The 26263-nt window shown below is 71.7% G+C and carries 27 protein-coding genes and 1 pseudogene; 22 read left to right on the top strand and 6 right to left on the bottom strand.

All coding sequences use genetic code 11. From position 1 onward, the window contains the following. Nucleotides 1-475: 475 nt before the first annotated feature. Both ACZ601_RS38675 and ACZ601_RS38680 read left to right on the top strand, forming a co-directional pair. Nucleotides 476-878, top strand: a pseudogene (locus ACZ601_RS38675) (DUF5753 domain-containing protein); the annotation flags it as partial. Then, nucleotides 875-1081, top strand: a complete 207-nt coding sequence (locus tag ACZ601_RS38680; protein ID WP_440574263.1) for a DUF397 domain-containing protein — start codon at nucleotides 875-877, stop codon at nucleotides 1079-1081. The pseudogene ACZ601_RS38675 and the gene ACZ601_RS38680, both read left to right, overlap by 4 nt. An 89-nt stretch (nucleotides 1082-1170) precedes the next feature. On the opposite strand, the gene ACZ601_RS38685 is transcribed toward ACZ601_RS38680, so the two are convergent. The 3 genes from ACZ601_RS38685 to ACZ601_RS38695 form a co-directional block, all read right to left on the bottom strand. Further along, a complete protein-coding gene (locus tag ACZ601_RS38685; protein ID WP_469546842.1) occupies nucleotides 1171-1620 on the bottom strand; it encodes a hypothetical protein in 450 nt (149 codons plus the stop codon). 88 nt (nucleotides 1621-1708) lie between these two features. Next, nucleotides 1709-3670: an ATP-binding protein gene (locus ACZ601_RS38690; protein WP_469546845.1), complete on the bottom strand. Its 1962-nt coding sequence runs from the start codon at nucleotides 3668-3670 to the stop codon at nucleotides 1709-1711. A 126-nt stretch (nucleotides 3671-3796) separates the two neighbouring features. Further along, complete coding sequence (locus ACZ601_RS38695) at nucleotides 3797-5350, bottom strand: FMN-binding glutamate synthase family protein (protein ID WP_469546849.1); 1554 nt, start codon at nucleotides 5348-5350, stop codon at nucleotides 3797-3799. Between the two features lie 336 nt (nucleotides 5351-5686). Between ACZ601_RS38695 and glmS the strand changes: the two genes are divergently transcribed. The 8 genes from glmS to ACZ601_RS38735 all read left to right on the top strand — a co-directional run bounded on the left by glmS (nucleotide 5687) and on the right by ACZ601_RS38735 (nucleotide 13437). Further along, the gene (glmS, locus tag ACZ601_RS38700; protein WP_440574267.1) at nucleotides 5687-7534 is read left to right on the top strand and encodes a glutamine--fructose-6-phosphate transaminase (isomerizing); all 1848 of its coding nucleotides are present in this window, start codon (nucleotides 5687-5689) and stop codon (nucleotides 7532-7534) included. A gap of 27 nt (nucleotides 7535-7561) precedes the next feature. Next, the gene (locus ACZ601_RS38705; protein ID WP_469546854.1) at nucleotides 7562-7930 is read left to right on the top strand and encodes a holo-ACP synthase; all 369 of its coding nucleotides are present in this window, start codon (nucleotides 7562-7564) and stop codon (nucleotides 7928-7930) included. A gap of 54 nt (nucleotides 7931-7984) precedes the next feature. Next, on the top strand, nucleotides 7985-9460 hold the full coding sequence (locus ACZ601_RS38710) for an NAD(P)H-hydrate dehydratase (RefSeq protein WP_469546856.1): 1476 nt from the start codon (nucleotides 7985-7987) through the stop codon (nucleotides 9458-9460). Nucleotides 9461-9494: 34 nt separating this feature from the next. Continuing rightward, nucleotides 9495-9884: a DUF488 domain-containing protein gene (locus tag ACZ601_RS38715; protein ID WP_469546857.1), complete on the top strand. Its 390-nt coding sequence runs from the start codon at nucleotides 9495-9497 to the stop codon at nucleotides 9882-9884. Between the two features lie 77 nt (nucleotides 9885-9961). Further along, entirely contained in the window at nucleotides 9962-11200 is a 1239-nt protein-coding gene (gene alr, locus ACZ601_RS38720; RefSeq protein WP_469546859.1) for an alanine racemase, read from the top strand. Between the two features lie 142 nt (nucleotides 11201-11342). Beyond that, nucleotides 11343-12605: an alpha/beta fold hydrolase gene (locus ACZ601_RS38725; RefSeq protein WP_469546861.1), complete on the top strand. Its 1263-nt coding sequence runs from the start codon at nucleotides 11343-11345 to the stop codon at nucleotides 12603-12605. Then, nucleotides 12571-13131 (top strand): tRNA (adenosine(37)-N6)-threonylcarbamoyltransferase complex ATPase subunit type 1 TsaE, encoded by a 561-nt coding sequence (gene tsaE, locus ACZ601_RS38730; protein ID WP_469546863.1) that lies wholly within the window; start codon nucleotides 12571-12573, stop codon nucleotides 13129-13131. The genes ACZ601_RS38725 and tsaE overlap by 35 nt, the downstream gene beginning before the upstream one ends. A gap of 129 nt (nucleotides 13132-13260) precedes the next feature. Next, nucleotides 13261-13437 carry a hypothetical protein gene (locus ACZ601_RS38735; protein ID WP_440574274.1) on the top strand — a complete coding sequence of 59 codons (177 nt, stop codon included), beginning with the start codon at nucleotides 13261-13263 and terminating at the stop codon, nucleotides 13435-13437. Nucleotides 13438-13602: 165 nt separating this feature from the next. Here the strand turns inward: ACZ601_RS38735 and ACZ601_RS38740 are convergent, their stop codons facing one another. Further along, on the bottom strand, nucleotides 13603-14136 hold the full coding sequence (locus tag ACZ601_RS38740; protein ID WP_469546892.1) for a hypothetical protein: 534 nt from the start codon (nucleotides 14134-14136) through the stop codon (nucleotides 13603-13605). A 185-nt stretch (nucleotides 14137-14321) separates the two neighbouring features. Here ACZ601_RS38740 and tsaB point away from each other — a divergent pair, with 185 nt between their 5' ends. Genes tsaB through ACZ601_RS38760 form a run of 4 tightly spaced genes read left to right on the top strand, consistent with a single transcriptional unit; the run spans nucleotide 14322 to nucleotide 16877 of the window. Next, nucleotides 14322-14969, top strand: coding sequence for a tRNA (adenosine(37)-N6)-threonylcarbamoyltransferase complex dimerization subunit type 1 TsaB (tsaB, locus tag ACZ601_RS38745; RefSeq protein WP_440574282.1), 648 nt, complete (start codon nucleotides 14322-14324; stop codon nucleotides 14967-14969). Continuing rightward, nucleotides 14966-15457 (top strand): ribosomal protein S18-alanine N-acetyltransferase, encoded by a 492-nt coding sequence (rimI, locus tag ACZ601_RS38750; protein ID WP_469546867.1) that lies wholly within the window; start codon nucleotides 14966-14968, stop codon nucleotides 15455-15457. The genes tsaB and rimI overlap by 4 nt, the downstream gene beginning before the upstream one ends. Next, nucleotides 15457-16575 carry a tRNA (adenosine(37)-N6)-threonylcarbamoyltransferase complex transferase subunit TsaD gene (gene tsaD, locus ACZ601_RS38755; RefSeq protein WP_469546869.1) on the top strand — a complete coding sequence of 373 codons (1119 nt, stop codon included), beginning with the start codon at nucleotides 15457-15459 and terminating at the stop codon, nucleotides 16573-16575. Before rimI ends, tsaD begins: the two co-directional genes overlap by 1 nt. Next, on the top strand, nucleotides 16572-16877 hold the full coding sequence (locus tag ACZ601_RS38760) for a hypothetical protein (protein ID WP_469546872.1): 306 nt from the start codon (nucleotides 16572-16574) through the stop codon (nucleotides 16875-16877). The genes tsaD and ACZ601_RS38760 overlap by 4 nt, the downstream gene beginning before the upstream one ends. Here the strand turns inward: ACZ601_RS38760 and ACZ601_RS38765 are convergent. Then, nucleotides 16795-17529 carry a TetR/AcrR family transcriptional regulator gene (locus ACZ601_RS38765; protein WP_469546874.1) on the bottom strand — a complete coding sequence of 245 codons (735 nt, stop codon included), beginning with the start codon at nucleotides 17527-17529 and terminating at the stop codon, nucleotides 16795-16797. The two genes, ACZ601_RS38760 and ACZ601_RS38765, sit on opposite strands and share 83 nt — an antisense overlap. Before the next feature lie 161 nt (nucleotides 17530-17690). Between ACZ601_RS38765 and ACZ601_RS38770 the strand changes: the two genes are divergently transcribed. The 4 genes from ACZ601_RS38770 to ACZ601_RS38785 all read left to right on the top strand — a co-directional run bounded on the left by ACZ601_RS38770 (nucleotide 17691) and on the right by ACZ601_RS38785 (nucleotide 20872). Then, nucleotides 17691-19202: an MFS transporter gene (locus tag ACZ601_RS38770; protein WP_469546895.1), complete on the top strand. Its 1512-nt coding sequence runs from the start codon at nucleotides 17691-17693 to the stop codon at nucleotides 19200-19202. A 63-nt stretch (nucleotides 19203-19265) separates the two neighbouring features. Beyond that, nucleotides 19266-19736, top strand: a complete 471-nt coding sequence (locus ACZ601_RS38775; protein WP_469546876.1) for a VOC family protein — start codon at nucleotides 19266-19268, stop codon at nucleotides 19734-19736. Nucleotides 19737-19788: 52 nt separating this feature from the next. Next, nucleotides 19789-20454, top strand: coding sequence for a hypothetical protein (locus ACZ601_RS38780; RefSeq protein WP_469546879.1), 666 nt, complete (start codon nucleotides 19789-19791; stop codon nucleotides 20452-20454). A gap of 52 nt (nucleotides 20455-20506) precedes the next feature. After that, nucleotides 20507-20872, top strand: coding sequence for a hypothetical protein (locus ACZ601_RS38785; RefSeq protein ID WP_073732634.1), 366 nt, complete (start codon nucleotides 20507-20509; stop codon nucleotides 20870-20872). 50 nt (nucleotides 20873-20922) lie between these two features. Here ACZ601_RS38785 and ACZ601_RS38790 read toward each other — a convergent pair whose 3' ends face one another. Further along, entirely contained in the window at nucleotides 20923-22197 is a 1275-nt protein-coding gene (locus tag ACZ601_RS38790; protein WP_469546882.1) for a THUMP-like domain-containing protein, read from the bottom strand. Nucleotides 22198-22279: 82 nt separating this feature from the next. On the opposite strand from ACZ601_RS38790, the gene ACZ601_RS38795 reads away from it, so the two are divergent. The 4 genes from ACZ601_RS38795 (at nucleotide 22280) to groL (ending at nucleotide 25864) form a co-directional block, all read left to right on the top strand. Continuing rightward, nucleotides 22280-23302 carry a polysaccharide deacetylase family protein gene (locus tag ACZ601_RS38795; protein WP_469546885.1) on the top strand — a complete coding sequence of 341 codons (1023 nt, stop codon included), beginning with the start codon at nucleotides 22280-22282 and terminating at the stop codon, nucleotides 23300-23302. Next, a complete protein-coding gene (locus tag ACZ601_RS38800; RefSeq protein WP_469546888.1) occupies nucleotides 23299-23676 on the top strand; it encodes a hypothetical protein in 378 nt (125 codons plus the stop codon). Before ACZ601_RS38795 ends, ACZ601_RS38800 begins: the two co-directional genes overlap by 4 nt. A 152-nt stretch (nucleotides 23677-23828) precedes the next feature. Beyond that, the gene (gene groES / locus ACZ601_RS38805; protein ID WP_311303721.1) at nucleotides 23829-24137 is read left to right on the top strand and encodes a co-chaperone GroES; all 309 of its coding nucleotides are present in this window, start codon (nucleotides 23829-23831) and stop codon (nucleotides 24135-24137) included. 104 nt (nucleotides 24138-24241) lie between these two features. Then, the gene (gene groL / locus ACZ601_RS38810; protein ID WP_440578268.1) at nucleotides 24242-25864 is read left to right on the top strand and encodes a chaperonin GroEL; all 1623 of its coding nucleotides are present in this window, start codon (nucleotides 24242-24244) and stop codon (nucleotides 25862-25864) included. Nucleotides 25865-26263: the final 399 nt, after the last annotated feature.

A 26263-nucleotide genomic window follows, 5' to 3' on the forward strand; every position in this document is an offset into this window, starting at 1 on the left:
CAAGACGCTCGACTGGGATACCCCAGCCGAGCGTCTACGTGATCTACTCACCACCTAAAAACCAGGCGGTGTTGCGACGACCACTGGAACCCAAGGTCCCGGCGGGGGCCATCTCATGTCTGAAGTTGGTTTCGTGAGCATATGCCAGGCAACCCGGGCGAAATCCAGCTCAGTTGGCCAACCTCACCCGTGTGAGTGACAGGCGCCCACGCGGGCGTGCGGGAGCTTGCTGAGGTCCACCGGGGTGGGTCGGGTGGGGTTGGGTTTGAGAGTTTCTTCTTCCCAAAGGACTTAAAAGCCTTTTACGTCGTGGGCAGCCGCGTCGCGGCCGGCCGGGTCGTGGTCCACCGCGTCGTGGCCGACCGGGTCGTGGTGGTCACGATCCGGTGAGGGCGAGCTCCGCCCAGACCGTCTTGCGGGGGAACGGGCCCTGCCGGACGCCCCAGCGCGTGGCCAGTGCCTCTGGGTCTACGGGTTGGTGGCCGCGCGGATGGCCCGGCAGGCGATCTTCCAGCGTCGGCCCGCCCCGCTGCTGACCTTCGTGCAGGAGGAGGCCACGCTCAGGCGCCCCACGGGCGGCAAAATGGTGTTGCGTCAACAGCTCGAACACCTTCTAGAACTCAGCATGTTGAGGCATGTGGAGATCCAGGTGATGCCGACCGACACCGAGGAGCACGCGGGCTTGGGCGGCCCTCACCGGGTGTTTAAGCTGACTGATGGCACGGCTGTGGGGCTCAATGAAGTGCAGCTCACCAGTCGGCTGATCGGCGATCCCAAGGAAGTCCAGATCCTTGAGATGCGGTACGGCCTGCCCCGGGCCCTGGCGCTCACGCCTTGGCTCTCGCGAATGTTCATCGAAACTGCTGGGAGAGACATGAGTGCCAAGCCCTCGGCCGGAAGTCCTTCCGACCTGACGTGGTTCAAGAGCAGTTACAGCACCAACGACGGCCCCTCGTGCGTCGAGGTCGCCGCCGCCCCCGCCACCGTCCACGTCCGCGACTCCAAGAACATCCCCGGCCCGGAACTCGGCTTCGCCCCGGGCGCCTGGGCCGAGTTCGTCTCGTACGCGTCGACCGACTGAGCGCCGGTACACCGCCACCGCCGTCCCCCGAGGGCCTGCTCGCGCATGCTTGCGCGTGGCAGGCCCTCGGGGTGTGAGGAGGCGCCGGGCTACGCCAGTCCTCCGGTCTCGACGACGTGGGCCAGGAAAAAGTCGATCAGTTGGCTGTTCTCGGCAATGGGTACGGTGGCGTCCGGAATCTCGCTCTCCAGTCCCCACTCGGTATTGAACGTGATCGCATGCCCCGGTGGGACGACACCGGCGCGCAGCCATCTCACAAAACCTGCTGCCTGCCGTGCAGTGCAGTTCTGAGCCGCAACGCCCTCCGGAGCGAGTCTGGACATTGCCTCGATCCCGCCGCCGTCAAGAGTGAATTCGAAGAACATGAATGAGTTCCCGGACGGATTCCTGTCGTGCGGATCCTCCATGCGAATGAACGCTTCGGGATCGGTTTTCAGCAGCTGCTGCTTGAGCCGGGCGATGGTCAACCTCCACGTATCGCCCGGCGAAGGGGTGAAGACGAACAGCGTCTCCAGCTCTTCCAGAGCGGACCGGTCCATCACGGAAGCTCCTCTCGTCATAGGTGTGAGCCCATGAGCGCCATCGGTTTGTCCTGAGCCGTGGGACCGGCAGAGCCCTGCCGCCCGGTCAGAACCGGCCGAGCTCCTGCCCGGCGAAGAAGGGGGCGGGCACGAGCAGGGCCATTCCGAGCCAGATGCCCATCGGCCAGCGCTCCTGGCGTGGCATGAGGACGTCGACCACCAGGATCATGCCGAGGACGAACAGGCCGCTGAGTGCGGCGCCGAACATGTAGATGGTTCCGTCCTCGTACGTCTCCCTGTCGCAGCCCGTGCTGTGGACGGACGCGCCCGTGGCCGAGCAGTCCATCGGCAGGTAACGGGTGAAGATCCATCGGATACACAGGGCGGGGATGATCGCGCACAGCCCGATGCCGAGGTTGGCGGCGGCGGCCACCCACAGTTGGCTACCGGTCCGCATGCGCCGAGTGGAACCCGCGCCGGAGGGTGCTTTCGAACCCGTGCCAGAACCATGCATGGCCGCCCCCTCGCGGATCAGTGCTGTACTGCCCTGGATGATCAGAGTCGGCTGTCCGGTTCCGTCGCCGGGGCGGTGGTCAACGGTTCGGCGAAGCGGGTCACCGCCACGCGGCCAGTACGTCCTTTGGCCCCCAGTGCGCGGCGAGCCCCTCGGCCGCCGCTCGCGTCGGGGGCCGGCGGCTGACCGCGACCAGGGCCGCGTCCCGCGCGCCCGGCACCTGCTGTGCGGACGCGGCGAGTTCGGCCAGGTCCCGGGCCCGAACGGGGTCTCGTCGCGCCACTTCACCGAGCCCACGAAGGCGACGCGGCGGGCCACCGGCTGTGCGTCGGCGCCGATGAGGTCGACTTCCGGGTTGTTCTGGCGGTTCCACCAGCCGCCGGTCTCCGTCGCCTCGGGGAAGAGGCCGTCCGGCACCCGGCGGGCGAGCGACTCCCTGATCACCGGTTCCACCGCGCGTCCCCGCCAGGACGGCCAGGACCGCTGGATACGTGCCGCCGAGACGTCACCCCTGCCCCTCTCCGCCTGGGCGACGGCGTCCTCCAGGTGGGCCAGCCAGAAGCGCAGGTACGTGTCCGCGATGCGGTAGCGCTTGAGCTTGGGCGCCGCCTGCGTCGACAGCGGAAGGTCTGCGGCGACGATCCGCTTCGCCTCGGTGAGTTCGGTCAGTATCGGGGCGAGCGTGCCGTGTGCCAGGGCGCGCCCGTCGGCGCCCCCGGTGCTCGCGGCGATGCCGGAGAAGGTGCGCTCGCCGGAACCGATCGCCCGGAGCACCCGGCCCGCCTGGAGCCGGGCGGGGAACTCCGCGGCGAGGGAGCGTTCACCTGTCGTGAGCAGCACCGATGACGGGTCCTCCAGCTGGCGGTTCAGGTAGGAGGCGACCGGTTCCCCGGACTGCCAGCCGGTGACCACCTCGGGGAAGCCCCCGGTGACGAGATAGGCGTCGAGTGCGGCTGCCGCGTCCAGTCCGGTGGAGTCCTGCACGTCCGCCGGGCTGAGCGGGCCCACGGTGTACTGCCCCGCCCGGCCGTGGAACGGATGGTCGTACGACGTCAGCCGGTCCATCGTCGCCAGGTCGGAGCCGAGCAGCAGCAGGAGCACCGGCTTCGCGGACAGATGCATGTCCCAGGCCGTCTTGAGCGCCGCGTCGAATCCGGCGTCCGCCTCGGACAGCCAGGGGACCTCGTCCAGTACGAGGATCACCGGCTCGTCCGAGGGGAGGGTGGCCGCGACGGCGGCCAGTGTCCGGACCCAGTCCTCCGGGGCGGCGGCGTGCTCCAGCGCCGAGCCGTGGTGTCGCATGCCGTGGCCGCCCGCGACCGCGTCGAACAGGGCCCGGCGGGCCATCGGCGCGGGTTGGCTGCGGGTCGCCTGGAAGAAGACGTACGGCTTCCCCGAACGGGCGCAGAACTCCTGCACCAGGCGGGTCTTGCCGATTCGGCGTCGCCCCTTGATCACCAGCGCCTGACCGGTGCTGCCGCCTGCCCCCGAAGCGACGCGCTCCAGCCACGATCCGAGAATGCGTAGCTCACGGCCGCGTCCGGTGAAGGCCACGGACTCTCCTGAGGCAGGCGGTAAAGTAGGAACGGTTCAAAGTATGAGTGGTTCCTACTTTACCGCTCCGGCTGCGGCAGGGACGGCATCGACCTCCAGGAGCTGTCCGGGCTCACTGTCGGCGGTTCAGGCGGCCGGTTGCTGCTCGGAGGCCGCCTTGGACCGGGTGGCGAGCAACTCGGTGATCTCATCGGCGACGTGCGGGCCCAGCTCGCCCCAGCCGTCCTTGTAGCCGTAGACACCGGACAGGGTGCGGGCGTCGTAGTCGCCGTTCAGGATCTCGATGTCGTTGGCCGTGATGAAGCCCGGGTGGGCGACGCCGACGGCCGCCGAGACCTTCATCAGCTCTGTCCGCAGGGTGCGCAGGTAGGCGGCGGCGCGGGCGGCCTTCGAGGTCGGGTCGAGGCCGCGGGCCAGCCGCGGGTTCTGGGTGGCGACGCCGGTGGGGCACTTGTCGGTGTGGCACCTCTGCGACTGGATGCAGCCGATCGACAGCATCGCCTCACGCGCCACGTTGATCATGTCGGCGCCCAGGGCGAAGGCGACCACGGCGTTCTCCGGCAGGCCGAGCTTGCCGGAGGCGATGAACGTCAGGTCGTCGGTCAGCCCCAGCTCGGCGAAGGTGCCGTAGACCCGGGAGAAGCCCATCCGGAACGGCAGCGACACCGAGTCGGCGAAGATCAACGGCGCCGCCCCGGTGCCGCCCTCGCCGCCGTCGACGGTCACGAAGTCGACGCCCCGGTCGCCACGTGCCATCAGCGTCGCCAGCTCCCGCCAGAACGCCATCTCTCCGACCGCGCTCTTGATCCCGACCGGCAGACCGGTCTCGGTGGCGAGCAGTTCGACGAAGTCGAGCATCGAGTCGACATCGCTGAACGCGGTGTGCCGTGACGGGGAGGCACAGTCCTCGCCGAGCGGGATGCCCCGGATCTCGGCTATCTCCGGGGTCACCTTCGCACCCGGCAGCAACCCGCCCAGCCCCGGCTTGGCGCCCTGGGAGAGCTTGATCTCTATCGCCTTGACCGGGGCGCCGGCGACGACGTCCATGAGCTTGTCGAGGCTGAAGCTGCCGTCCGCGTTGCGGCAGCCGAAGTAGCTCGTACCGATCTGGAGGACGAGGTCCCCGCCGTTGCGGTGGTAGGGCGAGAGGCCGCCCTCGCCCGTGTTGTGCATCGTGCCCGCCAGCGCCGCCCCCTTGTTGAGGGCCGTGATCGCCGCACCGGAGAGTGAACCGAAGCTCATCGCCGAGATGTTCACCACGCTCGCCGGCCGGAACGCCTTGGCACGTCCGCGCGGCCCGCCCAGCACCTTGGCCGACGGCAGCAGGGCCTGCGGGTCGTGCACGTCGGGGAGCAGTTCTCCGGCGAACGTGCGCTGCTTCACGTACGCGTGCCCCTGCACGTGTTCGACGTCGTTGTCGGTTCCGAACCCGAAGTAGTTGTTCTCGCCCTTCGCCGACGCGTAGATCCAGGTGCGCTGGTCACGGCTGAACGGGCGCTCCTCGTCGTTGGAGGTCACGATGTACTGCCGCAGCTCCGGACCGATCGTCTCCAGCAGGTACCGGGCGTGCCCGACCACCGGGAAGTTCCGGAGCAGTGCGTGCTTCTTCTGGACGAGGTCGCGGGCGCCCACCAGCGCCAATGCTGTCGCCGTGGCGGCAACGATATTCCGGGCACGCATGAACGTTCCTCCTCGATGTTCGATGCTCGATGTTCGACGCCAACGCCATGTGGGGGCCGTCGTCGTGTCGTGTCGCTGTTGGGCGGCGGGCACGACCGGGCGGGCGTCGGCGTCCGCCGGAGAACACCGAATTCGATAGTAGAAGCCCGCACGGGTGGGCCCGTGATCAGGGTCGTCGGGTGAGGAGCGGGCGCTGCACGGGCCTCCGTGGCGGCCGCGTGCTCCGGCGCCGAGCCGTGGCGCCGCATTCCCTGGCCGACGCCGTCCTCCCTGCCGCCCCCCGCACCTTCTGCGAATATGCGAAGAACATGGGCAAGTGGTCATGAAAGGGCTGATATGTGCGGGATCGTCGGATACGTCGGTGGGCAGTCGGCGCAGGACGTCGTCGTCGCGGGCCTCAAGCGTCTGGAGTACCGGGGGTACGACTCCGCCGGGATCGCCGTCCTCGCTGATGGCGGGCTGGCCGCCGCGAAGCGGGCCGGGAAGCTCGTCAATCTGGAGAAGCTGCTGGTCGAGCGGCCGCTGCCGGCCGGGAGCGCGGGGATCGGCCACACCCGGTGGGCCACGCACGGCGGCCCCACCGACGTCAACGCCCACCCGCACCTGGACAACGCCGGACGCGTCGCCGTCGTGCACAACGGGATCATCGAGAACTTCGCCGCCCTGCGCTCGGAGCTGACCGGGCGCGGCCACGAGCTGGCATCCGAGACCGACACCGAGGTCGTCGCGCACCTCCTCGCCGAGGAGTTCGCGGGCGGCGAGGACCCGGCCGGGGCGATGCGGCAGGTCTGCCGGAGGCTCGAAGGGGCGTTCACGCTCGTCGCGGTGTTCGCGGACGCGCCCGACGTGGTGGTCGGGGCCCGGCGCAACTCCCCGCTCGTGGTGGGGGTGGGGGAGGGTGAGGCGTTCCTGGCCTCCGACGTCGCCGCGTTCATCGCGCACACCCGGTCCGCGATCGAGCTGGGCCAGGACCAGGTGGTGGAGCTGAGCCGGGAGGGGGTCGTCGTCACCGGGTTCGACGGGCGGCCCGCAGAGGTGCTGCCGTACCACGTGGACTGGGACGCGTCCGCCGCCGAGAAGGGCGGCTACCCCTCCTTCATGCTCAAGGAGATCGCCGAGCAGCCGAAGGCCGTCACCGACACCCTCCTCGGCCGGATCGACCCGGAGGGGACCCTGCACCTCGACGAGGTGCGGATCACCCGGGCGGAGCTGCGCGAGGTCGACAAGGTGGTGATCGTCGCCTGCGGGACCGCGTTCCACGCCGGGATGATCGCCAAGTACGCCATCGAGCACTGGACCCGGATCCCCTGCGAGACCGAGCTGGCCAGCGAGTTCCGCTACCGGGACCCGATCCTGGACCAGCGCACGCTCGTCATCGCCATCTCACAGTCCGGCGAGACGATGGACACCCTGATGGCACTGCGGCACGCCCGTGAGCAGGGCGCGAAGGTCCTCGCCATCTGCAACACCAACGGGTCCACCATCCCGCGCGAGTCCGACGCCGTCCTGTACACGCACGCCGGGCCGGAGGTCGCCGTCGCCTCGACCAAGGCGTTCCTCACCCAGCTCGTCGCCTGCTACCTCGTCGCGCTGTACCTCGGCCAGGTCCGGGGGACCAAGTGGGGCGACGAGATCCGCACCGTCATCCGTCAGCTCTCCGAGATCTCCGGAGAGGTGCGGCGGGTCCTGGGGACCATGGAGCCGGTGCGCGCCCTCGCACGTTCGCTGGCGGGCCACGACACGGTGCTCTTCCTCGGCCGGCACGTCGGCTACCCGGTCGCCCTGGAAGGCGCGTTGAAGCTCAAGGAACTCGCGTACATGCACGCGGAGGGGTTCGCCGCCGGGGAGCTGAAGCACGGGCCGATCGCGCTGATCGAGGACGGCGTCCCGGTCGTCGTGGTGGTGCCGTCACCGCGCGGGCGCTCGGTGCTGCACGGCAAGATCGTGTCGAACATCCAGGAGATCCGGGCCCGGGGCGCGCTCACCGTCGTCATCGCGGAGGAGGGCGACGAGGCGGTCGTCCCGTACGCCGACCACCTCATCCGGATTCCCGCAACGCCTACGCTGCTTCAGCCGCTGGTCGCCACCGTTCCGCTCCAGGTCTTCGCCTGCGAGCTGGCGACGGCCCGGGGCAACGAAGTGGACCAGCCGCGCAATCTGGCGAAGTCCGTCACCGTGGAATGAGTGCGATGAAGTGAGTGGGGCGGTTACGTGATCATCGGGGTCGGTATCGACGTGGCGGAGATCGAACGGTTCGACGAGGCGCTGGAGCGCACCCCGAGGTTGGCTCAACGCCTCTTCCTGGAGAGCGAGTTGCTGCTGCCGGACGGTGAGCGGCGCGGGATCGCCTCGCTGGCCGCGCGGTTCGCCGCGAAGGAGGCGCTCGCCAAGGCGCTCGGCGCTCCCGCCGGGCTGCTCTGGACGGACGCCGAGGTGTACGTCGAGGAGAGCGGGCAGCCCCGGCTGCGGGTGAGCGGCACGGTCGCCGCGCGCGCCGCCGAACTGGGCGTGCGGCAGTGGCACGTGTCGCTCAGCCATGACGCGGGGGTGGCGTCCGCCGTGGTGATCGCGGAGGGCTGAGCCTCGGTGTGATGGGCGAAGGCGTGGCCGGCGTTTTCTGCGTACGTTGGAGCCATGCGTACTGCGTACAGCGTCTCGACCGTACGGGCCGCCGAACAGGCCCTCATGGCACGGCTCCCGGAGGGCACGCTGATGCAGCGCGCCGCCGCGGGGCTCGCCGCCGCCTGCACCGACCTGCTGCGGCGCGGCGGCCGGGTGTACGGGTCCCGCGTCGTCCTCCTGGTCGGCAGCGGCGACAACGGCGGCGACGCGCTGTACGCGGGTGCCCGGCTCGCCCGGCGCGGGGCCGGTGTGCTCGCCGTGCGGGTCTCGCCGGGCCGGGCCCACGAGGGCGGGAGCGAGGCGCTGCGCGCGGCGGGCGGCCGGGTGGTGGACGGTCTCGACGTCCCGGCGACGAGCAGGCACCGGGACTGGGCGGGCCGCGTCGACCTCGTCGTCGACGCCGTCACCGGCATCGGCGGACGCGGCGGACTGCGCCCCGGCGCCGCCGCGCTGGTGGCCCGGTACACGGCGCACGACGCGCCCGTCGTCGCCGTCGACCTGCCCAGCGGCGTCGAGGCCGATACCGGTGAGGTGCTGGGGGACGCGGTCCGCGCCGACGTCACCGTCACGTTCGGGGCGTACAAGCCGGGGCTGCTCATCGACCCGGCCGCCGAACGGGCCGGGGCGCTGCACCTCGTCGACATCGGGCTCGGCGCCGAACTGCCCGCCGTGCCTGACCTGGAGGCGCTCCAGTACGCGGACGTGGCAGCCCTGCTGCCCGTACCGGGCGCCGAGAGCGACAAGTACCGGCGCGGTGTCGTGGGCATCGCCGCCGGGTCCGCGCGCTACCCGGGCGCGGCGGTGCTGGCCGTCTCCGGGGCGCTGCGCGGCGGGGCCGGGGCTGTGCGCTACGTCGGCCCCGGGGCGGACGCGGTCATCGCGCGGCATCCGGAGACCCTGGTCCACGCGGGCCCGCCGTCCAAGGCGGGGCGGGTGCAGGCCTGGGTCGTCGGTCCCGGGCTCGGTGACGGGACGGACGCGGAGGAGGCCGTCTCCGACGTGCTGGCCGCCGACGTCCCGGTGCTGGTCGACGCGGACGGGCTGCGGCTGCTGGACGCCGACGTGGTCCGGGCGCGCACCGCGCCGACCGTCCTGACCCCGCACGCCGGGGAGGCCGCGGCCCTGCTCGGCGTTCCGCGCGAGGAGGTAGAGGCGGGGCGGCTCACCGCCGTACGCGAACTCGCCTCCCGGTTCCGCGCCACGGTCCTGCTCAAGGGCTCGACGACGCTGATCGCCGCCGACGATCCCGGCGCCCCCGTGCGGGTCAACCCGACCGGCACCTCCTGGCTCGCCACGGCGGGCAGTGGCGACGTGCTCTCCGGGCTGACCGGCTCGCTGCTCGCCGCCGGTCTCGCCCCCCGCGATGCCGCATCCGTCGGCGCCCACCTCCACGGCCTCGCGGCCCGGCACGCCTCCGACGGCTCCCCGGTCGCCGCCCAGGACGTCGCGGAGGCGATCCGGTCTGCCTGGCGGGACGTACGGGCCTGAGTGATCCTGGAAGCGGCGAGAGAGGGGCTCGGTCGTGAGCGACAGCAGCGGTGACGTGCGCGTACGCCGGGTGTACGACCCGCAGGAGGACGGCGACGGCACCCGCGTGCTGGTCGACCGGCTCTGGCCGCGCGGGGTCGCCAGGGAACGCGCCGCGATCGACAAGTGGCTCAAGGACGTCACCCCGTCGAAGGAGCTGCGCTCCTGGTACCACGAGGACCGCTCCGGCACCCGCTACGACGACTTCGTCGACCGCTACCGCACGGAACTGGCCGACCCCATGCACACGGCCGCCGTCGGTGAACTCGTCGCGCTGGTCCGCGACGGCGGCCCGGTGACGCTGGTGACAGCGGTCAAGGACGTCCCGCACAGCCACGTACCGGTCCTCGTCGACCACCTGGAACACGAGCTGCGCCACCGCTGACCCAGGGTCCTGCCGCGAGCGGCGCCCGCAGGCCGCAGCGTACGGCTCTGAGACCCGGCTCTGAGACACTGGGCGCGATGAACGAGACAGCGTCCTTGAGAGCCCGTGCCGAGATCGACCTCGCCGCACTCCGCGCCAACGTGCGCGTTCTGCGCGCACGGGCGTCCGGCGCGCAGCTCATGGCCGTCGTCAAATCCGACGCGTACGGACACGGCGCGGTGCCCTGTGCCCGTGCCGCGCTCGAAGCCGGTGCGACCTGGCTGGGCACCGCCACCCCGCAGGAGGCACTGGCGCTGCGCGCGGCCGGGCTGGGCGGCCGGGTGATGTGCTGGCTGTGGACGCCGGGCGGGCCCTGGCGCGAGGCGATCGAGGCCGATGTCGATGTCTCGGTCAGCGGCATGTGGGCGCTGCGCGAGGTCACCGCGGCGGCGACGGAGGCCGGCCGCCCCGCCCGTATCCAGCTCAAGGCCGACACCGGACTCGGCCGCAACGGCTGCCAGCCCGCCGACTGGCCCGAGCTGGTGGCCGCCGCCCGCACCGCGGAGCAGGCCGGGACGGTCCGGATCACCGGCCTCTGGTCGCACTTCGCCTGCGCGGACGAGCCCGGACACCCCTCCATCGCCGCCCAGCTGACCGTGTTCCGCGACATGGTGGCGTACGCGGAGAAGGCCGGTGCCGAGCCCGAGGTGCGGCACATCGCCAACTCCCCGGCGACGCTGACCGTCCCCGAGTCGCACTTCGACCTGGTGCGGACGGGCATCGCCATGTACGGCATCTCGCCCAGCCCGGAGCTGGGCACCCCGGCCGATTTCGGGCTGCGTCCGGTGATGACGCTCGCCGCCTCCGTCGCCCTGGTCAAGCAGGTCCCGGCCGGGCACGGCATCAGCTACGGGCACCACTACACGACGTCCGCCGAGACCACGCTCGGCCTGGTGCCGGTGGGGTACGCGGACGGCATCCCACGCCACGCGTCCGGCCGGGGCCCGGTCCTGGTCGGCGGGGTCCGGCGGACGGTCGCGGGCCGGGTGGCGATGGACCAGTTCGTCGTCGACCTGGACGGCGACGTGGTCGCGGAGGGCAGCGACGCGGTGCTGTTCGGTCCCGGTGACCGGGGCGAGCCGAGCGCGGAGGACTGGGCGCGGGCGGCGGACACGATCGCGTACGAGATCGTCACCCGGATCGGCGCCCGGGTACCACGCGTCTACCGGGACGGCACAGCGGACGGCACAGCGGACGGGACTGCGGACGGGACTGCGGACGGCACTGTGGACATGACAGCGGGCGGGACTGCGGACGGAGAGTCGGCCGGGTCCTGACCGAGGAAGCGTTCCTGACCAGGCACGATCGGTTTCGGTCTGATCAGATCGGAGCAGATTGGACCGGGACCGGTCCGATCGGAGCTGATGTGATCGGACCGGACCTGACCCGAAGGACACGACCCACGAGGAGCGCGGCACGGTGAGCGAGATCAGCGCGGGGGACGCGATGGCGACGGCCGCTTCGACGGTCGGCTGGCGCCGGGCGGGGGTCGCCGGGGCCGCCATAGGCGTGATCGCGGCGGGCGCGGCGGCCGGTGTCGCGGTCGAGCGGCTGACGGTCGGCCGGGGCATGCGGAAGCGGGCCAGGCTGGCGCTGGACGCCACCGGTCCGTACGGCTCGCTGCGCGGGCTGCCGGGCCGGGCCACCGCCGACGACGGCACCGAGCTGTACTACGAGATCGACGAGGTCGACCCCGGCACCGGCACCGGCACCGGCGGTACGCCCCCCGGCAACACCGCCGGTCCGCGCAGGCGCCGGCTCTTCGGACGCAAGGCCCCCGCCCCCGTCACGGTCGTCTTCAGCCACGGCTACTGCCTCAGCCAGGACTCCTGGCACTTCCAGCGCGCGGCCCTGCGCGGACTCGTGCGCACCGTCCACTGGGACCAGCGCAGTCACGGCCGCTCCGAGCGCGGCCGGGCCCAGGCGCAGGGCGCGGGCGGTGTGCCGGTCGGCATCGACCAGCTCGGCCGCGATCTCAAGGCCGTGATCGACGCGGCCGCCCCCGAGGGACCGCTGGTGCTGGTCGGGCACTCGATGGGCGGCATGACGATGATGGCGCTCGCCGACCAGTACCCGGCCCTGATGCGCGACCGGGTCGCCGCCGTCGCCTTCGTCGGTACGTCGAGCGGGAAGCTCGGTGAGGTCAACTTCGGGCTGCCGGTGGCGGGCGTGAACGCGGTACGCCGGGTGCTGCCCGGGGTGCTGAGGGCGCTCGGCTCGCAGGCGGAGCTGGTGGAGCGGGGCAGGCGGGCGACCGCGGACCTGTTCGCGGGGCTCATCAAGCGGTACTCGTTCGGTTCGCGGGACGTGGACCCGGCGGTCGAACGGTTCGCGGAACGCCTCATCGAGTCCACGCCGATCGATGTGGTCGCGGAGTTCTACCCGGCCTTCACCGAGCACGACAAGAGCAACGCGCTGCCCCTGTTCCTCGACGTCCCGGTGCTGATCCTGGCGGGCGACAAGGACCTGGTGACGCCCAGCTCGCACAGCGAGGCGATCGCGGACCGGCTGCCCGACGCGGAACTCGTCATCGTCCCGGACGCCGGGCACCTGGTGATGCTGGAGCACCCGGAGACGGTGACCGACCGGCTCGCGGACCTGCTGGTGCGCGCGGGAGCCGTACCGGAATCCTCTAACGTTGGCGGGCATGGAAGCACCGCACAACAGCCCGGCGGCCGCTGAGACCGCCGCGAACGCGACCGGCACCGTCAGCGTGAGGCTGACCGTCGAGTCCCCCGAACAGATGCAGGCCCTGGGCCGCCGGATCTCCGGTGTGCTGCGCCCCGGCGACCTCGTCATGCTCACCGGAGAGCTGGGGGCCGGGAAGACCACCCTGACCCGAGGCCTCGGTGAGGGCCTGGGGGTGCGCGGCGCCGTCACGTCCCCCACGTTCGTGATCGCCCGCGTCCACCCGCCCCTCGGCGACGGCCCCGCCCTGGTCCATGTCGACGCCTACCGGCTGGGCGGCGGGCTCGACGAGATGGAGGACCTGGACCTCGATGTGTCGCTGCCGGAATCGGTGGTGGTCGTCGAGTGGGGCGACGGCAAGGTCGAGGAGCTGGCGGACGACCGGCTCCAGGTGCTGATCGACCGGGCGGTCGGTGACACGGACGACGAGCGGCGCGTGGTGACGCTGGTGGGCGTGGGTACGCGCTGGGCCGGACTGGCCCATGAGTCCTGGGAGCCGTGGGTGGCGGAGGGGGCCTGAGCCGATCCCGCTTTCCGACGCGGTGTCGGCAAATTGTTGCGCGGGGCGGGGCGGGCGTGGTGACATGGAGGGCGAGAGCAGGTTAGGTCTGCCTAACCGTGCCTTCCACCGGAGCCCCAGGAGGCGTCCATGCCGACATCCGAGAGTGACCTGCGGCCGCCGCGCGCGGTAACGATGACCGAACTGCTGGCGGCGGGTGCGGCGGCGAGCGCGGTGTCGACGCCGCCGGACGAGGCGGCTGCGCCGCGTGAGGGCGAGGGCGGCCACTCCAGCCCGTCCGGCCACTCCAGCCCGTCCGGCGATTGAGGACGGAACCCTTGCGCCGGGGGCGGCCGAGCTTACGGATGTCCTCAATCGCCGGACGGGCTTGAAGTGGCTGAGCTCAAAGACGTCCTCAATCGCCGGACGGGCTTGAGGTGCCCGGCCACGGCTTGAGGTGCTGGATGGGCTTGAGGGGCCGGGTGATCCGGGTTACGGGATCACGACGACCTTCGCGCCGACCGTGGCGAACGTCCACACCGCGTTGCCGTCCGCACGGGACATCCGTACGCCGCCCGCCTTCAGCGTCGGGTCCGGGCTCTCCATCGAGCCGTCCTGCGCGGCGCTGAAGCCGATGGCCACGTCGTTGGTCGTCGCGAACCGCACCACGTGTTCGATCGGCACCCCGTCGGAGCCGGTGACGCTGCCGGAGCGCGAGGTGACCTGGTACGTCCCCGGGAGCGCGCTGACCGCGCTCGGCATCACCTTGAAGGTCCGGGTCGCCTTGCCCTTCGCGTCCACCAGCCACACCCGCCGGTCATCCAGCGCGTACACGACCCGCGTCCCCGTACCGGAGGAGCCCGGGACCGCGAGCGGGTCCTTCGTGGGCTTCGGCTTGGCGTGCCCGGCGGCCGGCGAGCTGCTGGACGCCTTCGGCTTCGGGGCCACGCTGGCGGGGGCGTTCGCCGACGCCTGGTAGGCCAGGAAGCTCACCGCGGCCACGGCCGCCGCGGTGAGCGCGACCACGATTCCCGAGCTGCCCCTAGACACCGTGCGCGCCTCTTTCGCCGTTGGTTGTCGTACAAGCGTTTACACGTACTCCGCGTACACCCGGTGACGGTAGCAGCCGTGACCCCGGGGGCCGGGACGCCGTACGGGGCGCGACCGCCCCCGCGCGGGAGCCGTAGGCTGTTTGCGTGCTCTTGCTCGCTATGGATACCGCCACCCCCGCTGTCACCGTCGCCCTGTACGACGGGACCCGTGTCGTCGCCGAGTCCGGTCAGGTCGACGCCCGGCGGCACGGGGAGCTGCTGCTGCCCGCCGTCGACCGGGTCCTCGCCGCCGCCGGGGTGAAACTCGACGCCGTGACGGACGTGGTCGTGGGCGTCGGCCCCGGCCCGTACACCGGCCTGCGGGTCGGCCTGGTGACGGCCGCGACCTTCGGGTCCGTGCTGTCCGTTCCCGTGCACGGACTGTGCACCCTGGACGGCCTCGCGTACGCCGCCGGACAGAACGGCGTAGAGGGACCGTTCGCCGTCGCGACGGACGCCCGCCGCAAGGAGGTCTACTGGGCGCGGTACGAGGACCCCCGCACCCGGACCGGCGAACCCGCCGTCGACCGGCCCGCGGAGATCGCGGAGCGGCTCGCCGGGCTCCCCGTCGTCGGGGCGGGCGCGGTGCTCTACCCCGAGGCGTTCCCGGACGCGCGCGGCCCCGAGCACGTCGCGGCCGGTGCGCTGGCCGCCCTCGCCGCCGAGCGCCTCGCCTCCGGGGCCGAGATGCTGCCGCCGACGCCGCTCTACCTCCGCAGGCCCGACGCGCAGGTCCCGAAGAACTACAAGGTGGTCACGCCGAAGTGACCACCGCGACCGCCGTCCTGCGCGAGATGCGCTGGTGGGACATCGAGCCGGTGCTCGACCTGGAGCACGAGCTGTTCCCGGACGACGCCTGGTCACCCGGCATGTTCTGGTCCGAGCTGGCCCACGCCCGGGGCCCGCGGGCGACCCGCCGCTACGTGGTCGCGGAGGACCCGGCCACCGGCCGGATCGTCGGCTACGCGGGGCTCGCGGCGGCCGGTGACCTCGCCGACGTACAGACGATCGCCGTCTCCCGCGACCACTGGGGCGGCGGCCTCGGCTCCGAGCTGCTGACCGACCTGCTGAAGCACGCCACGGCCTTCGAGTGCGCCGAGGTGCTCCTTGAGGTCCGGGTCGACAACACCCGGGCGCAGAAGCTGTACGAGCGCTTCGGCTTCGAACCGATCGGCTTCCGGCGCGGCTACTACCAGCCCGGCAACATCGACGCGCTCGTCATGCGCCTCCACGTACAAGAAACAGAGACTGACTGATGGCTGACGAACCGCTCGTACTCGGTATCGAGACCTCCTGCGACGAAACCGGCGTCGGCATCGTCCGGGGGACGACGCTGCTCGCCGACGCCGTCGCCTCCAGTGTCGACACGCACGCCCGCTTCGGCGGCGTCGTCCCGGAGATCGCCTCCCGCGCCCACCTGGAGGCGATGGTCCCGACCATCGAGCGCGCGCTCAAGGAGGCCGGGGTCAGCGGCCGGGACCTCGACGGCATCTCCGTCACCGCCGGTCCCGGGCTGGCCGGTGCGCTGCTCGTCGGCGTCTCGGCGGCGAAGGCGTACGCGTACGCGCTGAACAAGCCGCTGTACGGGGTGAACCACCTGGCCTCGCACATCTGCGTCGACCAGCTGGAGCACGGCCCGCTGCCCGAGCCGACGATGGCGCTGCTGGTCAGCGGCGGGCACTCCTCGCTGCTGCTGGCGCCCGACATCACCAACGACGTCCGGCCGCTCGGCGCGACCATCGACGACGCGGCGGGCGAGGCCTTCGACAAGATCGCCCGGGTGCTGCACCTCGGCTTCCCCGGCGGCCCGGTCATCGACCGGCTCGCGAGGGAGGGCGACCCGAAGGCCATCGCGTTCCCGCGCGGACTGACCGGCTCGCGCGACCCCGCCTACGACTTCTCCTTCTCCGGCCTCAAGACCTCCGTCGCCCGCTGGATCGAGGCGAAGCGCGCGGCCGGCGAGGAGGTGCCGGTACGCGACGTGGCGGCGTCCTTCCAGGAGGCCGTGGTGGACGTGCTCACCCGAAAGGCCGTGCGTGCCTGCAAGGACGAGGGCGTCGACCACCTGATGATCGGCGGCGGGGTCGCGGCCAACTCACGGCTGCGGGCACTCGCCCAGGAGCGCTGCGAGCGCGCCGGCATCCGGCTGCGGGTGCCGCGCCCCGGTCTGTGCACCGACAACGGCGCGATGGTCGCCGCCCTGGGCGCGGAGATGGTGGCCCGCAACCGGGCCCCCTCCGACCTGGAGCTTTCGGCGGACTCCTCGCTGCCGGTGACCGAGCCCCACGTACCCGGCGCCCACGGCCACTCGCACTCGCACTCGCACGATCACGATCACGTGCACGAGATCAGCAAGGACAACCTCTACTCATGAGCGGTACGACCGTCGCACTGATGTGGGAGGCCCGCGCCACCGAGGGCCGGGGCGCGGAGCTGCTGGAGTGGGCGCGCGCCCGCGCGGGCGAGCTGGCGCGGCCGCCGCTGCGCAGCGAGCTGCTGCGCGCCCCGCAGGACCGGGTGCTGGTCATCACCTGGTGGGAGGGCGCGTACGGCGACGAGCTGCCGGAGCTGCCCGAGCCGGACGCGGGGGCCGTCACCCGGCCGGTGCACCGCTGGCGCTTCGAGTCCCTCGGGTCCCTTGGCCCCCTTGGGTCCCTCGGGTCAGCAGACCGGTGATGATGGCGTCGAGTTCGTCCACGACGTCGTAGTCGGCGGCGTACGCCCGCCAGTCGTCCTTGATCTCGGTGAGCCGGGGCAGCTCCGCCGCGTCCGCCTCTGTGACCATGTCGGGGAAGTACCGCTTGGACGGCGGGTGTTCGGCCCGTCTGGCGGCGGCCCGGCGGAAGACCAGATCGCCGTAGACGTAGCTCCAGATCGTCCGGTAGGCGCGTACCGACTGGCCGGGGGAGAGGCCGCAGCGGAGCGCGCAGTCGATGATCTCCTCGACCATCCAGAGCGCGTCGCGGTCGGTCAGCTCGCCCAGCGCCAGGATGTCGAGCACCCAGGGGATCTGTTCCAGGATCCCGTGCATGTGCGCGGCGACGGCGGTCAGCCGCTCGCGCGGGTCCGCGGGCAGCTCCGGGCGCGGGAAGGCGGCCGCCGTCCCCGACAGGGTGAGCATCAGCAGCTCGTCCTTGTCCTGGACGTAGTGGTAGAGCGCCATCGGCGTGGAGCCGAGCTCCTTCGCCACCCGCCGCATGCTCAGGGCGTCCAGGCCCTCTTCCTCGATGATGCGGCGCGCCGTGGCGACCATGGCATCCGGATCGAGCCTGCGCGGACGCCCCACGGACCGCTTCGACCCCGGCGGTTTCTTCTCTGTCCCTGACACCCGGCCATTCTCTCCCCTCTCCGTCCCAAGGTCTTCGCGCACAATTTCTATACGCGTATAGTAATCACTTGACCGAGTGACCGCGAGGGAAGGGGAAGACCGTGAACGACCCGTCACGGCAGCTGCGTTGGCTCCTGCTGGTAGCTCTCACCGTGCAGTTCATGGTGGCGCTGGACATGTCGGTGGTGAACGTCGCGCTGCCGGACATGCGCGCCGACCTCGGCTTCACTCCGCAGGGGCTCCTGTGGGTCGTGAACGCGTACGCGCTCGCCTTCGGCGGGCTGCTGATGCTCGGCGGGCGCCTCGCCGACCTGCTCGGCAGCCGGCCCGTGCTGATCGGCGGCCTGGTGCTCTTCGGGGCGGCGAGCCTGACCGGCGGGCTCGCCGGGTCGCCGGGCCTGCTGCTGGCCGCGCGGGCGGTGCAGGGGGTCGGCGCCGCCGCGCTCGCCCCGGTGGCCTTCGCGCTGATCGCCATCGCCTTCCCGGCCGGACCGGCGCGCTCCCGCGCCCTCGGGCTCTGGGGAATGGCGGGGGCGGCGGGCGGCGCGGTCGGGGTGCTGGCCGGCGGGGTGCTCACGGACGCGGCGGGCTGGCGTGCGGTGATGCTCGTCAACGTGCCCATCGTGGCCTTCGCCCTGTTCGCCTCCCTGCGCACCGGACCGGCCGCGGGACCTGCGGGGCCCGGTGCGCGGCTCGACGTGACCGGCGCCCTGCTCGCCACCTGCGGTACGACCCTCCTCGTCCTCGGGCTCGTGGGGACCTCGACCCATCCGTGGGGCTCCGCCAGGACCCTCTGCACGCTCGGCGGCGCGGCCCTGCTGCTCGTCGCCTTCGTCGTCGTCGAACAGCGCACCGCGCATCCGCTGCTCCGGCCCGGCCTGCTGAAGGGGCGGCCGGTCCTGACGGCGAACCTGTTCTGCCTGCTGCTCAGCTCCGGTCAGTTCGCCGCGTTCTACTTCGTCTCGCTCTGCCTCCAGCAGGTGCTCGGCTACGGGCCGACCGCGGCCGGAATCGCCTTCTTGCCGTTCTGCGCCGGCGTCGTCGCGGGCTCGGTCATCGCCACCCGTACGGTCGCGGCGCTCGGCCCCCGGCGGCTGCTGGCCCTGGGCGGCTCGCTGGCCGCTCTCGGCATCGCCGGGTTTGCGGTCACCGCCCGGACGGACGGCACCTTCCTCACCTTCGTCCTCGGCCCGTCCGTGGTCACCGCCGTCGGCATCGGCATGTGCTTCGTACCGCTCGGCACCGCCGCGACGACCGATGTTGAGGCCGCGGAGACCGGCATGGCCTCCGGGCTGCTGAACAGCGCCCGGCAGGTGGGCGGCTCGCTGGGGCTCGCGGTCCTGGTGACGGTCGCCGCTCAGGTCAGCGGGGACTCCGGCCGGCGGGCCGACCTGGTCTCCGGATACGCGACGGCCTTCTGGGCCGCCGCCGGGCTGCTCGCGGCGGGGGCGCTGGCGGCGCTGGTCCTGCTCCCGCGCGACCGGGGCACGGGGACGGCGGCCACGTCCGGAACCGGGCAGGCGACCACGTCCGGAGCCGGGCAGGCGGCCACGTCCGGAACCGGGACGGCGACCGCTCCCGTAACCGGCCCGGCGGGCGTACCGGTGGCAGGTCCGGAAGACCTCCGGAAGCATGGCGCGGGAGATGCCGATCCGGCTGTGCCCGGCCGATGAGTTCCGGGCCCGAAACCGGTCTAACCTGCACGACCGCCCGCACCACCGTGTGAGGAGAAGACCATGCAGAAAGTCACCACGTTCCTGTGGTTCGACCACAACCAGGCCGAGGAGGCCGCGGACCACTACATCTCGGTCGTCGGCGGTGACTCCCGCGTCCTGGACGTGACCCGCTGGACCGCGTCGTCACCCGGCGAGGCGGGCGCCGTGATGACCGTGCGTTTCCAGCTGGAAGGCGCGGAGTACATCGCGTTCAACGGCGGCCCCGAGTTCCCCTTCAACGAGGCAGTGTCCCTCTCCGTCGAATGCGACTCCCAGGAGGAGGCGGACCGGCTGTGGGGCGAGCTCACCGCGGACGGCGGACAGGAGAGCCAGTGCGGCTGGCTCAAGGACAGGTTCGGCGTCTCCTGGCAGATCGTCCCGCCCGGCCTCGGTGACGCCCTGACCGACCCGGACCCGGAGAAGGCGGCCCGCGCCATGAAGGCGATGCTCGGCATGAAGCGGCTCGACATCGAGGCCCTGCGCAACGCCTGAAACCCGGTCCCGAGGGCGGTCCGGGCCGTGCGCACTCGGTAGGGTCCCGTCCATGTCCCGCCGTTCAGCGCTGCCCCCGCCCCCGCCGCCCGTGGAGATACGCACCTGGCCAGACCGGGGCGCCCTGCTCGCCGACCGGGCCCTGATCCTGGGCGAGTTGGTGAAGATGCACCTGGGGCCGGGGCGGCTCGGGCTGCTGTGGCTCTGGGGGGCGCTCGGCGCGCTCGGCTGGTCACTGGTCGGCACGGCCTTCATCACCTTCGAGGAGGCCTACGACTTCTTCGGCGCCATCTACGGCGTGGTCCTCCTCGCCCTGGGCGTGGGCGCCCTGGTGCCGGCCGTCATCCTGGTCGTCTTCGGTCTGCGCCGGGACATCCGGATCCGCCGACTGCTCGTGGCGTGGGGCGAGTTGGACCGCGATCCGGTGGGTGACCGCGCGCTCCGGATGCCGGGTACGAGCCTGGTCTGGCTGCTGCTCTCCTTCCTGCTGTGCGCGGGCGGGCTGTTCACCTGCGTCGCCGTTCCGGCCGGTGCCACCCGTGGGGACGAGACCTACGGGCTGGTCGCCCTCGGCATGGGGCTCGGCCTGATCGGCTGGCTCGTCGGGCTGACCGGCGTCACCAAGGCGCTCCTGCACCGGCGTTGGGTCGTCCGGGTGCTGATCGGCGCGCCCGCCCCCGGCGCGCTGATCTCCACCGGGGGCGGCGCTCACCGCTGACTCCGGTCCTATCCTTGGCGCGTACACGAAGGACTCTGGGGGAGGGCGTGTCATGGAGTGGTACTGGTGGTTGCTGATCATCTTCTGGACGGGCGGATTCGGCTGGCTGGTCGACAACGGCCGTACGGCGCTGCGCAACCGGCACGAGCGCAGGCTGGAACTGCTGGAGGCCGGCAAGCGGGAACGGCTGGCCGTCGAGGCGGCGAACAAGCCGCCGGAGCCGGTCTGCGGCTGCACGCACCACCTAGCCAAGCACGACAAGCAGGGCAAGTGCCATGAGCTGGTCGAGGTGCCGACCGCCTGGGACGAGCAGAAGAAGCCGGTCCGCTTCGAGTCGGGCGGGTGCAACTGCCAGCAGTACGTGGGCCCGCAGCCGCTCTCGCAGGTGTACGCGGACGAGCTGACCGACCTCGGGTAGGGCGTCTCCGGCGTGCCGCCTTCGCTACCGGTGGTCGGCCTCCGGCTTCGCTACCGGTGGCCGGCCTCCGGGCCGGTCACGGGGTGGCCGATCAGCATCGTCGGCGCGTCCGCCACCCGGGTCAGGAAGACCGTGGCCCGGTTCGGGCCCTGGAGCTTCATCTTCCGGCGTAGTTCCTCGGGTTCGACCGGCGAGCCGCGCTTCTTGACCGTCAGGACGCCGACCTTCCGCTCCCGCAGCAGCGCCTTCAGCCGCTTCATGTTGAACGGCAGCTGATCGGTGATCTCGTACCCGGCGGTGTACGGGGAGTCGTACAGCTCGTCGCTCGTGACGTACGCGATCATCTCGTCGATCAGCCGGCCGCCGCACCGGTCCACGATGTCCGCGACCAGGTGGGCCCGGATCACCGCGCCGTCCGGCTCGTACAGATACCGGCCTACCGGACCGACCGGCGGGGCGGGCAGCGCGGCCGGGGCCGCCAGGGTGGCTCCAGAGGGGAGCAGGGTGGCGCGGTACGAACCGGCCTCGAAGCCCTCGCCGTACCAGAGCACCGCCTCCTTCACGTCGCCGCCGTCCGAGATCCACTCGGCCTCCGCCTGCGGGCCGATCGCCTCGTGCGGGACGCCTGGGGCGATCTTCAACGCCGCTCTCGGGGCCTTCAGCGCGGCGGCGGTCGCCCAGGACAGCGGCGGGGAGTAGGCCTCCGGGTCGAAGATCCGGCCCCGGCCGCCCCGGCGGGCCGGGTCGACGAACACCGCGTCGTAGGGCGAGGTGTCGATCTCCGTGACATCGGCGCACCGCACCTCGATCAGCGCGTCCAGGCCGAGCGCGGCGGCGTTGGCCCTGGCCACCTCGGCGGTCAGCGGGTCGCGGTCCACGGCGAGGACGGAGATCCCGGCGCGGGCCAGTGCGAGGGCGTCGCCGCCGATCCCGCAGCAGAGGTCGGCGACGCTGCGTACCCCGGCGTCCGCGAACCGTCCGGCGCGGTGGGCCGCCACCGAGGTCCGGGTGGCCTGCTCCACCCCGTTCGGCGTGAAGAACATCCGGTGCGCGTCCTGCGCGCCGAACTTCGCCACCGCCCGCTGCCGCAGCCGCGCCTGCCCCAGCGCCGCGGAGACCAGACCGGCCGGGTGGGTGCGGCGCAGCCGGGTGGCGGTGGCGAGTTCGGTGGCGGGGTCGTACGAGCGCAGCCCGGCCAGCAGCTCGGCGCCCTCCGGGGTGCGCAGGGCCAGGAAGCCGGCGAGGGGGTCGGGGGCGTCGGACGGATCGGGGCCGTCGGTCGGATCGGAGCCGTCGGTCGGGGCGAGAGCGTTCACCTGCCCCATTGTGAGCCAGCCGGGGGACCGTGCGGGCCCGGCGGCGGTGTCGGCCCGGGAGCCCGCTGACGTACTGGCAGTATGCGGCGCCATGCAGCTTGTACGACAAAAGGAAGAATCCATCATGAAGAGGCGCAGACCCGGACAGGCGGAACAGGGGCAGGGCGGCACGGGACGCGCCCGGGGATACCTCCGGCGCCGCCCCGGATACGCAGTCCTGGCCGCGCTCCTGGTCGCCGCGGTCGGCTCCGGCTGCGCGGCCGGGACCGACAGCCGTACCGACGCGGGAGCCGGACAGGGGGCCAAGGCCCTCGCCGGGCAGCCGGGCGCCCAGGCCGGGAACGCGGGAGCGGCGGGCACCCGCGCCGCGCAGGCCGAGAAGGCGCGCCTCGCCCAGGCCGCCCGTGCGGTCGCCGCCAAGAAGTGGGGGCTGGCGAGCACCCCGCTGACCGCGCCCGTCCCGCCCGCCGTGAAGCCGCACATCACCACCCGCAAGGGCTTCGAGGTCGAGGGCGGAGACGACTCGCTGCCGCCGGTCTTCACCACGGTCCCGACCGACAAGAAGATCGTCTTCCTGACGATGGACGACGGGGACGACAAGGACCCCGAGCTGCTGCGGATGATGTCGGACCTGAACATCCCGTACAGCGCCTTCCTCAGCGACTACCTGGTGCGCGACGACTACGGGTACTTCAAGGACGCGCAGGCCCGGGGCGTCACCATCAACAACCACACGCTCAACCACCGCTACCTGCCCGGTCTCTCCTACGACGAGCAGAAGCAGGAGATCTGCGACCAGCAGGACATCCTCCAGAAGCAGTACGGCGAGCGCCCCCGGCTCTTCCGGCCGCCGTACGGCAACTACAACGGCGACACCCTGCGGATCGCCAAGTCCTGCGGCATCACCGCCGTGCCCCTGTGGTCGGAGGAGGCGTTCCCCGACCACATGGAGTGGCGGGAGGAGGACCAGGACCTGCACCCCGGAGACATCATCCTCACCCACTTCCGCGGCAAGAAGGACTGGAAGGGCTCCATGCCCGACATGATCCGGGCCGTCATGAAGGTCATCACGGACAAGGGATACGCCGTGGCCCGGCTGGAGGACTACGTATGAGACGCGCGCACCGGCTGCTGGCCGGACTGCTGGCCGCCGGTGCGCTCCTGACCGCCACCGGCTGCGCGCAGTCGGTGGACCCGATCGAACGGCTCGGCCGCAAGGCCGCGCAGCGGGTGAACCCGCCACCGAGCCGGGCGGCGGCGCGGCCGGCGGGCCCGCGCGCCACGGCGGTGCGGGGTGACCACGGGACGCCGGGGGCGCTGGTCGTCGTCTCCTGCGGGCGATCGGCGCCGGGGCAAGCGCGGAACGGTACGGGCCGACGGGACGTTGTTCAGCGGGGAGGCCCGGTTCCGGCCGGTCCGGGGCGTGATGCCGTCCGGTACGGACGCCACGAGGGGCGTGAATTGGCACTCCGCTTGACCGAGTGCTAATCGCGGTCATAGTCTCAGTGCTGGCACTCCCCACTGGAGAGTGCCAGCAGTACTGTGCGACCGGCAGGTCCGGCACCCGCGACGACGGGCCCACCTGGTCGCCACCCAAAGACTGTTAACCCCGTGAGATCTCCGAAGGGGGAGACCGGATCGTGTCGACCGCCAGCACCAAGGTTGCGATCAAGCCGCTTGAGGACCGCATTGTGGTCCAGCCGCTCGACGCCGAGCAGACCACGGCCTCCGGCCTGGTCATTCCCGACACCGCCAAGGAGAAGCCCCAGGAGGGCGTCGTCCTGGCCGTGGGCCCGGGCCGCTTCGAGAACGGCGAGCGCCTTCCGCTCGACGTCAAGACCGGTGACATCGTGCTGTACAGCAAGTACGGCGGCACCGAGGTGAAGTACAACGGCGAGGAGTACCTCGTTCTCTCGGCCCGCGACGTGCTCGCGATCATCGAGAAGTAATTCACCCAACGTTTGCTTCTGTTCTGCGCCCCTGGCCCCCTGCGACATAACTAGCCGGGCGGCGAGGGGCGCAGTTCTTGTTTTTGAGAGGACAGTTCAGCTCCATGGCGAAGATCCTGAAGTTCGACGAGGACGCCCGTCGCGCCCTTGAGCGCGGCGTCAACAAGCTTGCCGACACGGTGAAGGTGACGATCGGTCCCAAGGGCCGCAACGTCGTCATCGACAAGAAGTTCGGTGCGCCCACCATCACCAACGACGGTGTCACCATCGCGCGCGAGGTCGAGCTCGACGACCCGTACGAGAACCTCGGTGCCCAGCTGGTGAAGGAGGTGGCGACCAAGACCAACGACGTAGCGGGTGACGGTACGACCACCGCCACCGTGCTCGCCCAGGCGCTCGTCCGCGAGGGCCTGCGCAACGTCGCCGCGGGCGCGTCCCCGGCCGCCCTGAAGAAGGGCATCGACGCCGCGGTCAAGGCCGTGTCCGAGGAGCTCCTCGCGACGGCCCGCCCGATCGACGACAAGTCCGACATCGCCGCCGTGGCCGCGCTCTCCGCGCAGGACAGCCAGGTCGGCGACCTCATCGCGGACGCGATGGACAAGGTCGGCAAGGACGGTGTCATCACCGTCGAGGAGTCCAACACCTTCGGTCTGGACCTTGAGTTCACCGAGGGCATGGCCTTCGACAAGGGCTACCTGTCCCCGTACATGGTGACCGACCAGGAGCGTATGGAGGCCGTCCTCGACGACCCGTACATCCTGATCCACCAGGGCAAGATCGGCTCGATCCAGGAGCTGCTGCCGCTCCTGGAGAAGGTCATCCAGGCCGGTGCCTCCAAGCCGCTGCTGATCATCGCCGAGGACGTCGAGGGCGAGGCCCTGTCGACCCTGGTCGTCAACAAGATCCGTGGCACCTTCAACGCCGTCGCGGTGAAGGCCCCCGGCTTCGGTGACCGCCGCAAGGCCATGCTCGGTGACATCGCCACCCTCACGGGCGCGACCGTCATCGCGGAAGAGGTCGGCCTCAAGCTCGACCAGGCCGGTCTGGACGTGCTGGGCACCGCCCGCCGCGTGACCGTCTCCAAGGACGACACCACCATCGTCGACGGTGGCGGCAAGTCCGACGAGGTCACCGGCCGCGTCAACCAGATCAAGGCCGAGATCGAGTCCACGGACTCCGACTGGGACCGCGAGAAGCTCCAGGAGCGCCTGGCGAAGCTGGCCGGCGGGGTCTGCGTGATCCGCGTCGGTGCGGCCACCGAGGTGGAGCTCAAGGAGAAGAAGCACCGTCTGGAGGACGCCATCTCCGCGACCCGCGCCGCGGTCGAGGAGGGCATCGTCTCCGGTGGTGGCTCCGCTCTGGTCCACGCCGTCAAGGTCCTCGATGGCAACCTCGACAAGACCGGCGACGAGGCCACCGGTGTCGCGGTCGTGCGCCGCGCCGCCGTCGAGCCGCTCCGCTGGATCGCGGAGAACGCGGGCCTTGAGGGCTACGTCATCACCTCGAAGGTCTCCGAGCTCGACAAGGGCCAGGGCTTCAACGCCGCGACCGGCGAGTACGGCGACCTGGTCAAGGCCGGCGTCATCGACCCGGTCAAGGTCACCCGCTCCGCCCTGGAGAACGCCGCGTCCATCGCGTCGCTGCTGCTCACGACCGAGACCCTGGTCGTCGAGAAGCCGGCCGAGGAAGAGGCCGAGGCCGGTCACGGCCACGGTCACTCCCACTAGCGCGTAGCTCTCCGCGCAAGCGGTAAGGCCCGGCCCCTGCGAAGGGGGCCGGGCCTTTTGCGTGTCCGGGTATCCGGGCAACTCCAGCCTTGTTCCGCGTGCGCAGCCTTGCCGGTGGCTTCTTCGGCTCATCCGGGCAACTCCAGCCTCGCCGGCGGCCTCTTTTGCTCGGGTGCGCAAATCCAGCCTTGCCGGCGGCCTCTTTTGCTCGGGTGCGCAAATCCAGCCTTGCCGGTGGCTTCTTGCGGCTCGGGTGGGCAAATCCAGCCTCGCCGGCGTTTGAGGCGCGGGGTTCGGGGCGGAGCCGGGGGGGGGGGGGGGGGGGGGGGGGGGGGGGGGGGGGGGGGGGGGGGGGGGGGGGGGGGGGGGGGGGGGGGGGGGGGGGGGGGGGGGGGGGGG

The organism is Streptomyces sp. NPDC104307 (genome assembly GCF_055584045.1).

Bases quoted from the DNA above. Each gene is read 5' to 3' on its own strand.
- ACZ601_RS38680 (WP_440574263.1), top strand. From the start codon at position 875: ATGAGTGCCAAGCCCTCGGCCGGAAGTCCTTCCGACCTGACGTGGTTC.
- ACZ601_RS38685 (WP_469546842.1), bottom strand. From the start codon at position 1,620: ATGGACCGGTCCGCTCTGGAAGAGCTGGAGACGCTGTTCGTCTTCACC.
- ACZ601_RS38695 (WP_469546849.1), bottom strand. From the start codon at position 5,350: ATGCGTGCCCGGAATATCGTTGCCGCCACGGCGACAGCATTGGCGCTG.
- glmS (WP_440574267.1), top strand. From the start codon at position 5,687: ATGTGCGGGATCGTCGGATACGTCGGTGGGCAGTCGGCGCAGGACGTC.
- ACZ601_RS38710 (WP_469546856.1), top strand. From the start codon at position 7,985: ATGCGTACTGCGTACAGCGTCTCGACCGTACGGGCCGCCGAACAGGCC.
- alr (WP_469546859.1), top strand. From the start codon at position 9,962: ATGAACGAGACAGCGTCCTTGAGAGCCCGTGCCGAGATCGACCTCGCC.
- tsaE (WP_469546863.1), top strand. From the start codon at position 12,571: ATGGAAGCACCGCACAACAGCCCGGCGGCCGCTGAGACCGCCGCGAAC.
- ACZ601_RS38735 (WP_440574274.1), top strand. From the start codon at position 13,261: ATGCCGACATCCGAGAGTGACCTGCGGCCGCCGCGCGCGGTAACGATG.
- tsaB (WP_440574282.1), top strand. From the start codon at position 14,322: ATGGATACCGCCACCCCCGCTGTCACCGTCGCCCTGTACGACGGGACC.
- tsaD (WP_469546869.1), top strand. From the start codon at position 15,457: ATGGCTGACGAACCGCTCGTACTCGGTATCGAGACCTCCTGCGACGAA.
- ACZ601_RS38760 (WP_469546872.1), top strand. From the start codon at position 16,572: ATGAGCGGTACGACCGTCGCACTGATGTGGGAGGCCCGCGCCACCGAG.
- ACZ601_RS38770 (WP_469546895.1), top strand. From the start codon at position 17,691: ATGGTGGCGCTGGACATGTCGGTGGTGAACGTCGCGCTGCCGGACATG.
- ACZ601_RS38775 (WP_469546876.1), top strand. From the start codon at position 19,266: ATGCAGAAAGTCACCACGTTCCTGTGGTTCGACCACAACCAGGCCGAG.
- ACZ601_RS38780 (WP_469546879.1), top strand. From the start codon at position 19,789: ATGTCCCGCCGTTCAGCGCTGCCCCCGCCCCCGCCGCCCGTGGAGATA.
- ACZ601_RS38785 (WP_073732634.1), top strand. From the start codon at position 20,507: ATGGAGTGGTACTGGTGGTTGCTGATCATCTTCTGGACGGGCGGATTC.
- ACZ601_RS38790 (WP_469546882.1), bottom strand. From the start codon at position 22,197: ATGGGGCAGGTGAACGCTCTCGCCCCGACCGACGGCTCCGATCCGACC.
- ACZ601_RS38795 (WP_469546885.1), top strand. From the start codon at position 22,280: ATGCAGCTTGTACGACAAAAGGAAGAATCCATCATGAAGAGGCGCAGA.
- ACZ601_RS38800 (WP_469546888.1), top strand. From the start codon at position 23,299: ATGAGACGCGCGCACCGGCTGCTGGCCGGACTGCTGGCCGCCGGTGCG.
- groL (WP_440578268.1), top strand. From the start codon at position 24,242: ATGGCGAAGATCCTGAAGTTCGACGAGGACGCCCGTCGCGCCCTTGAG.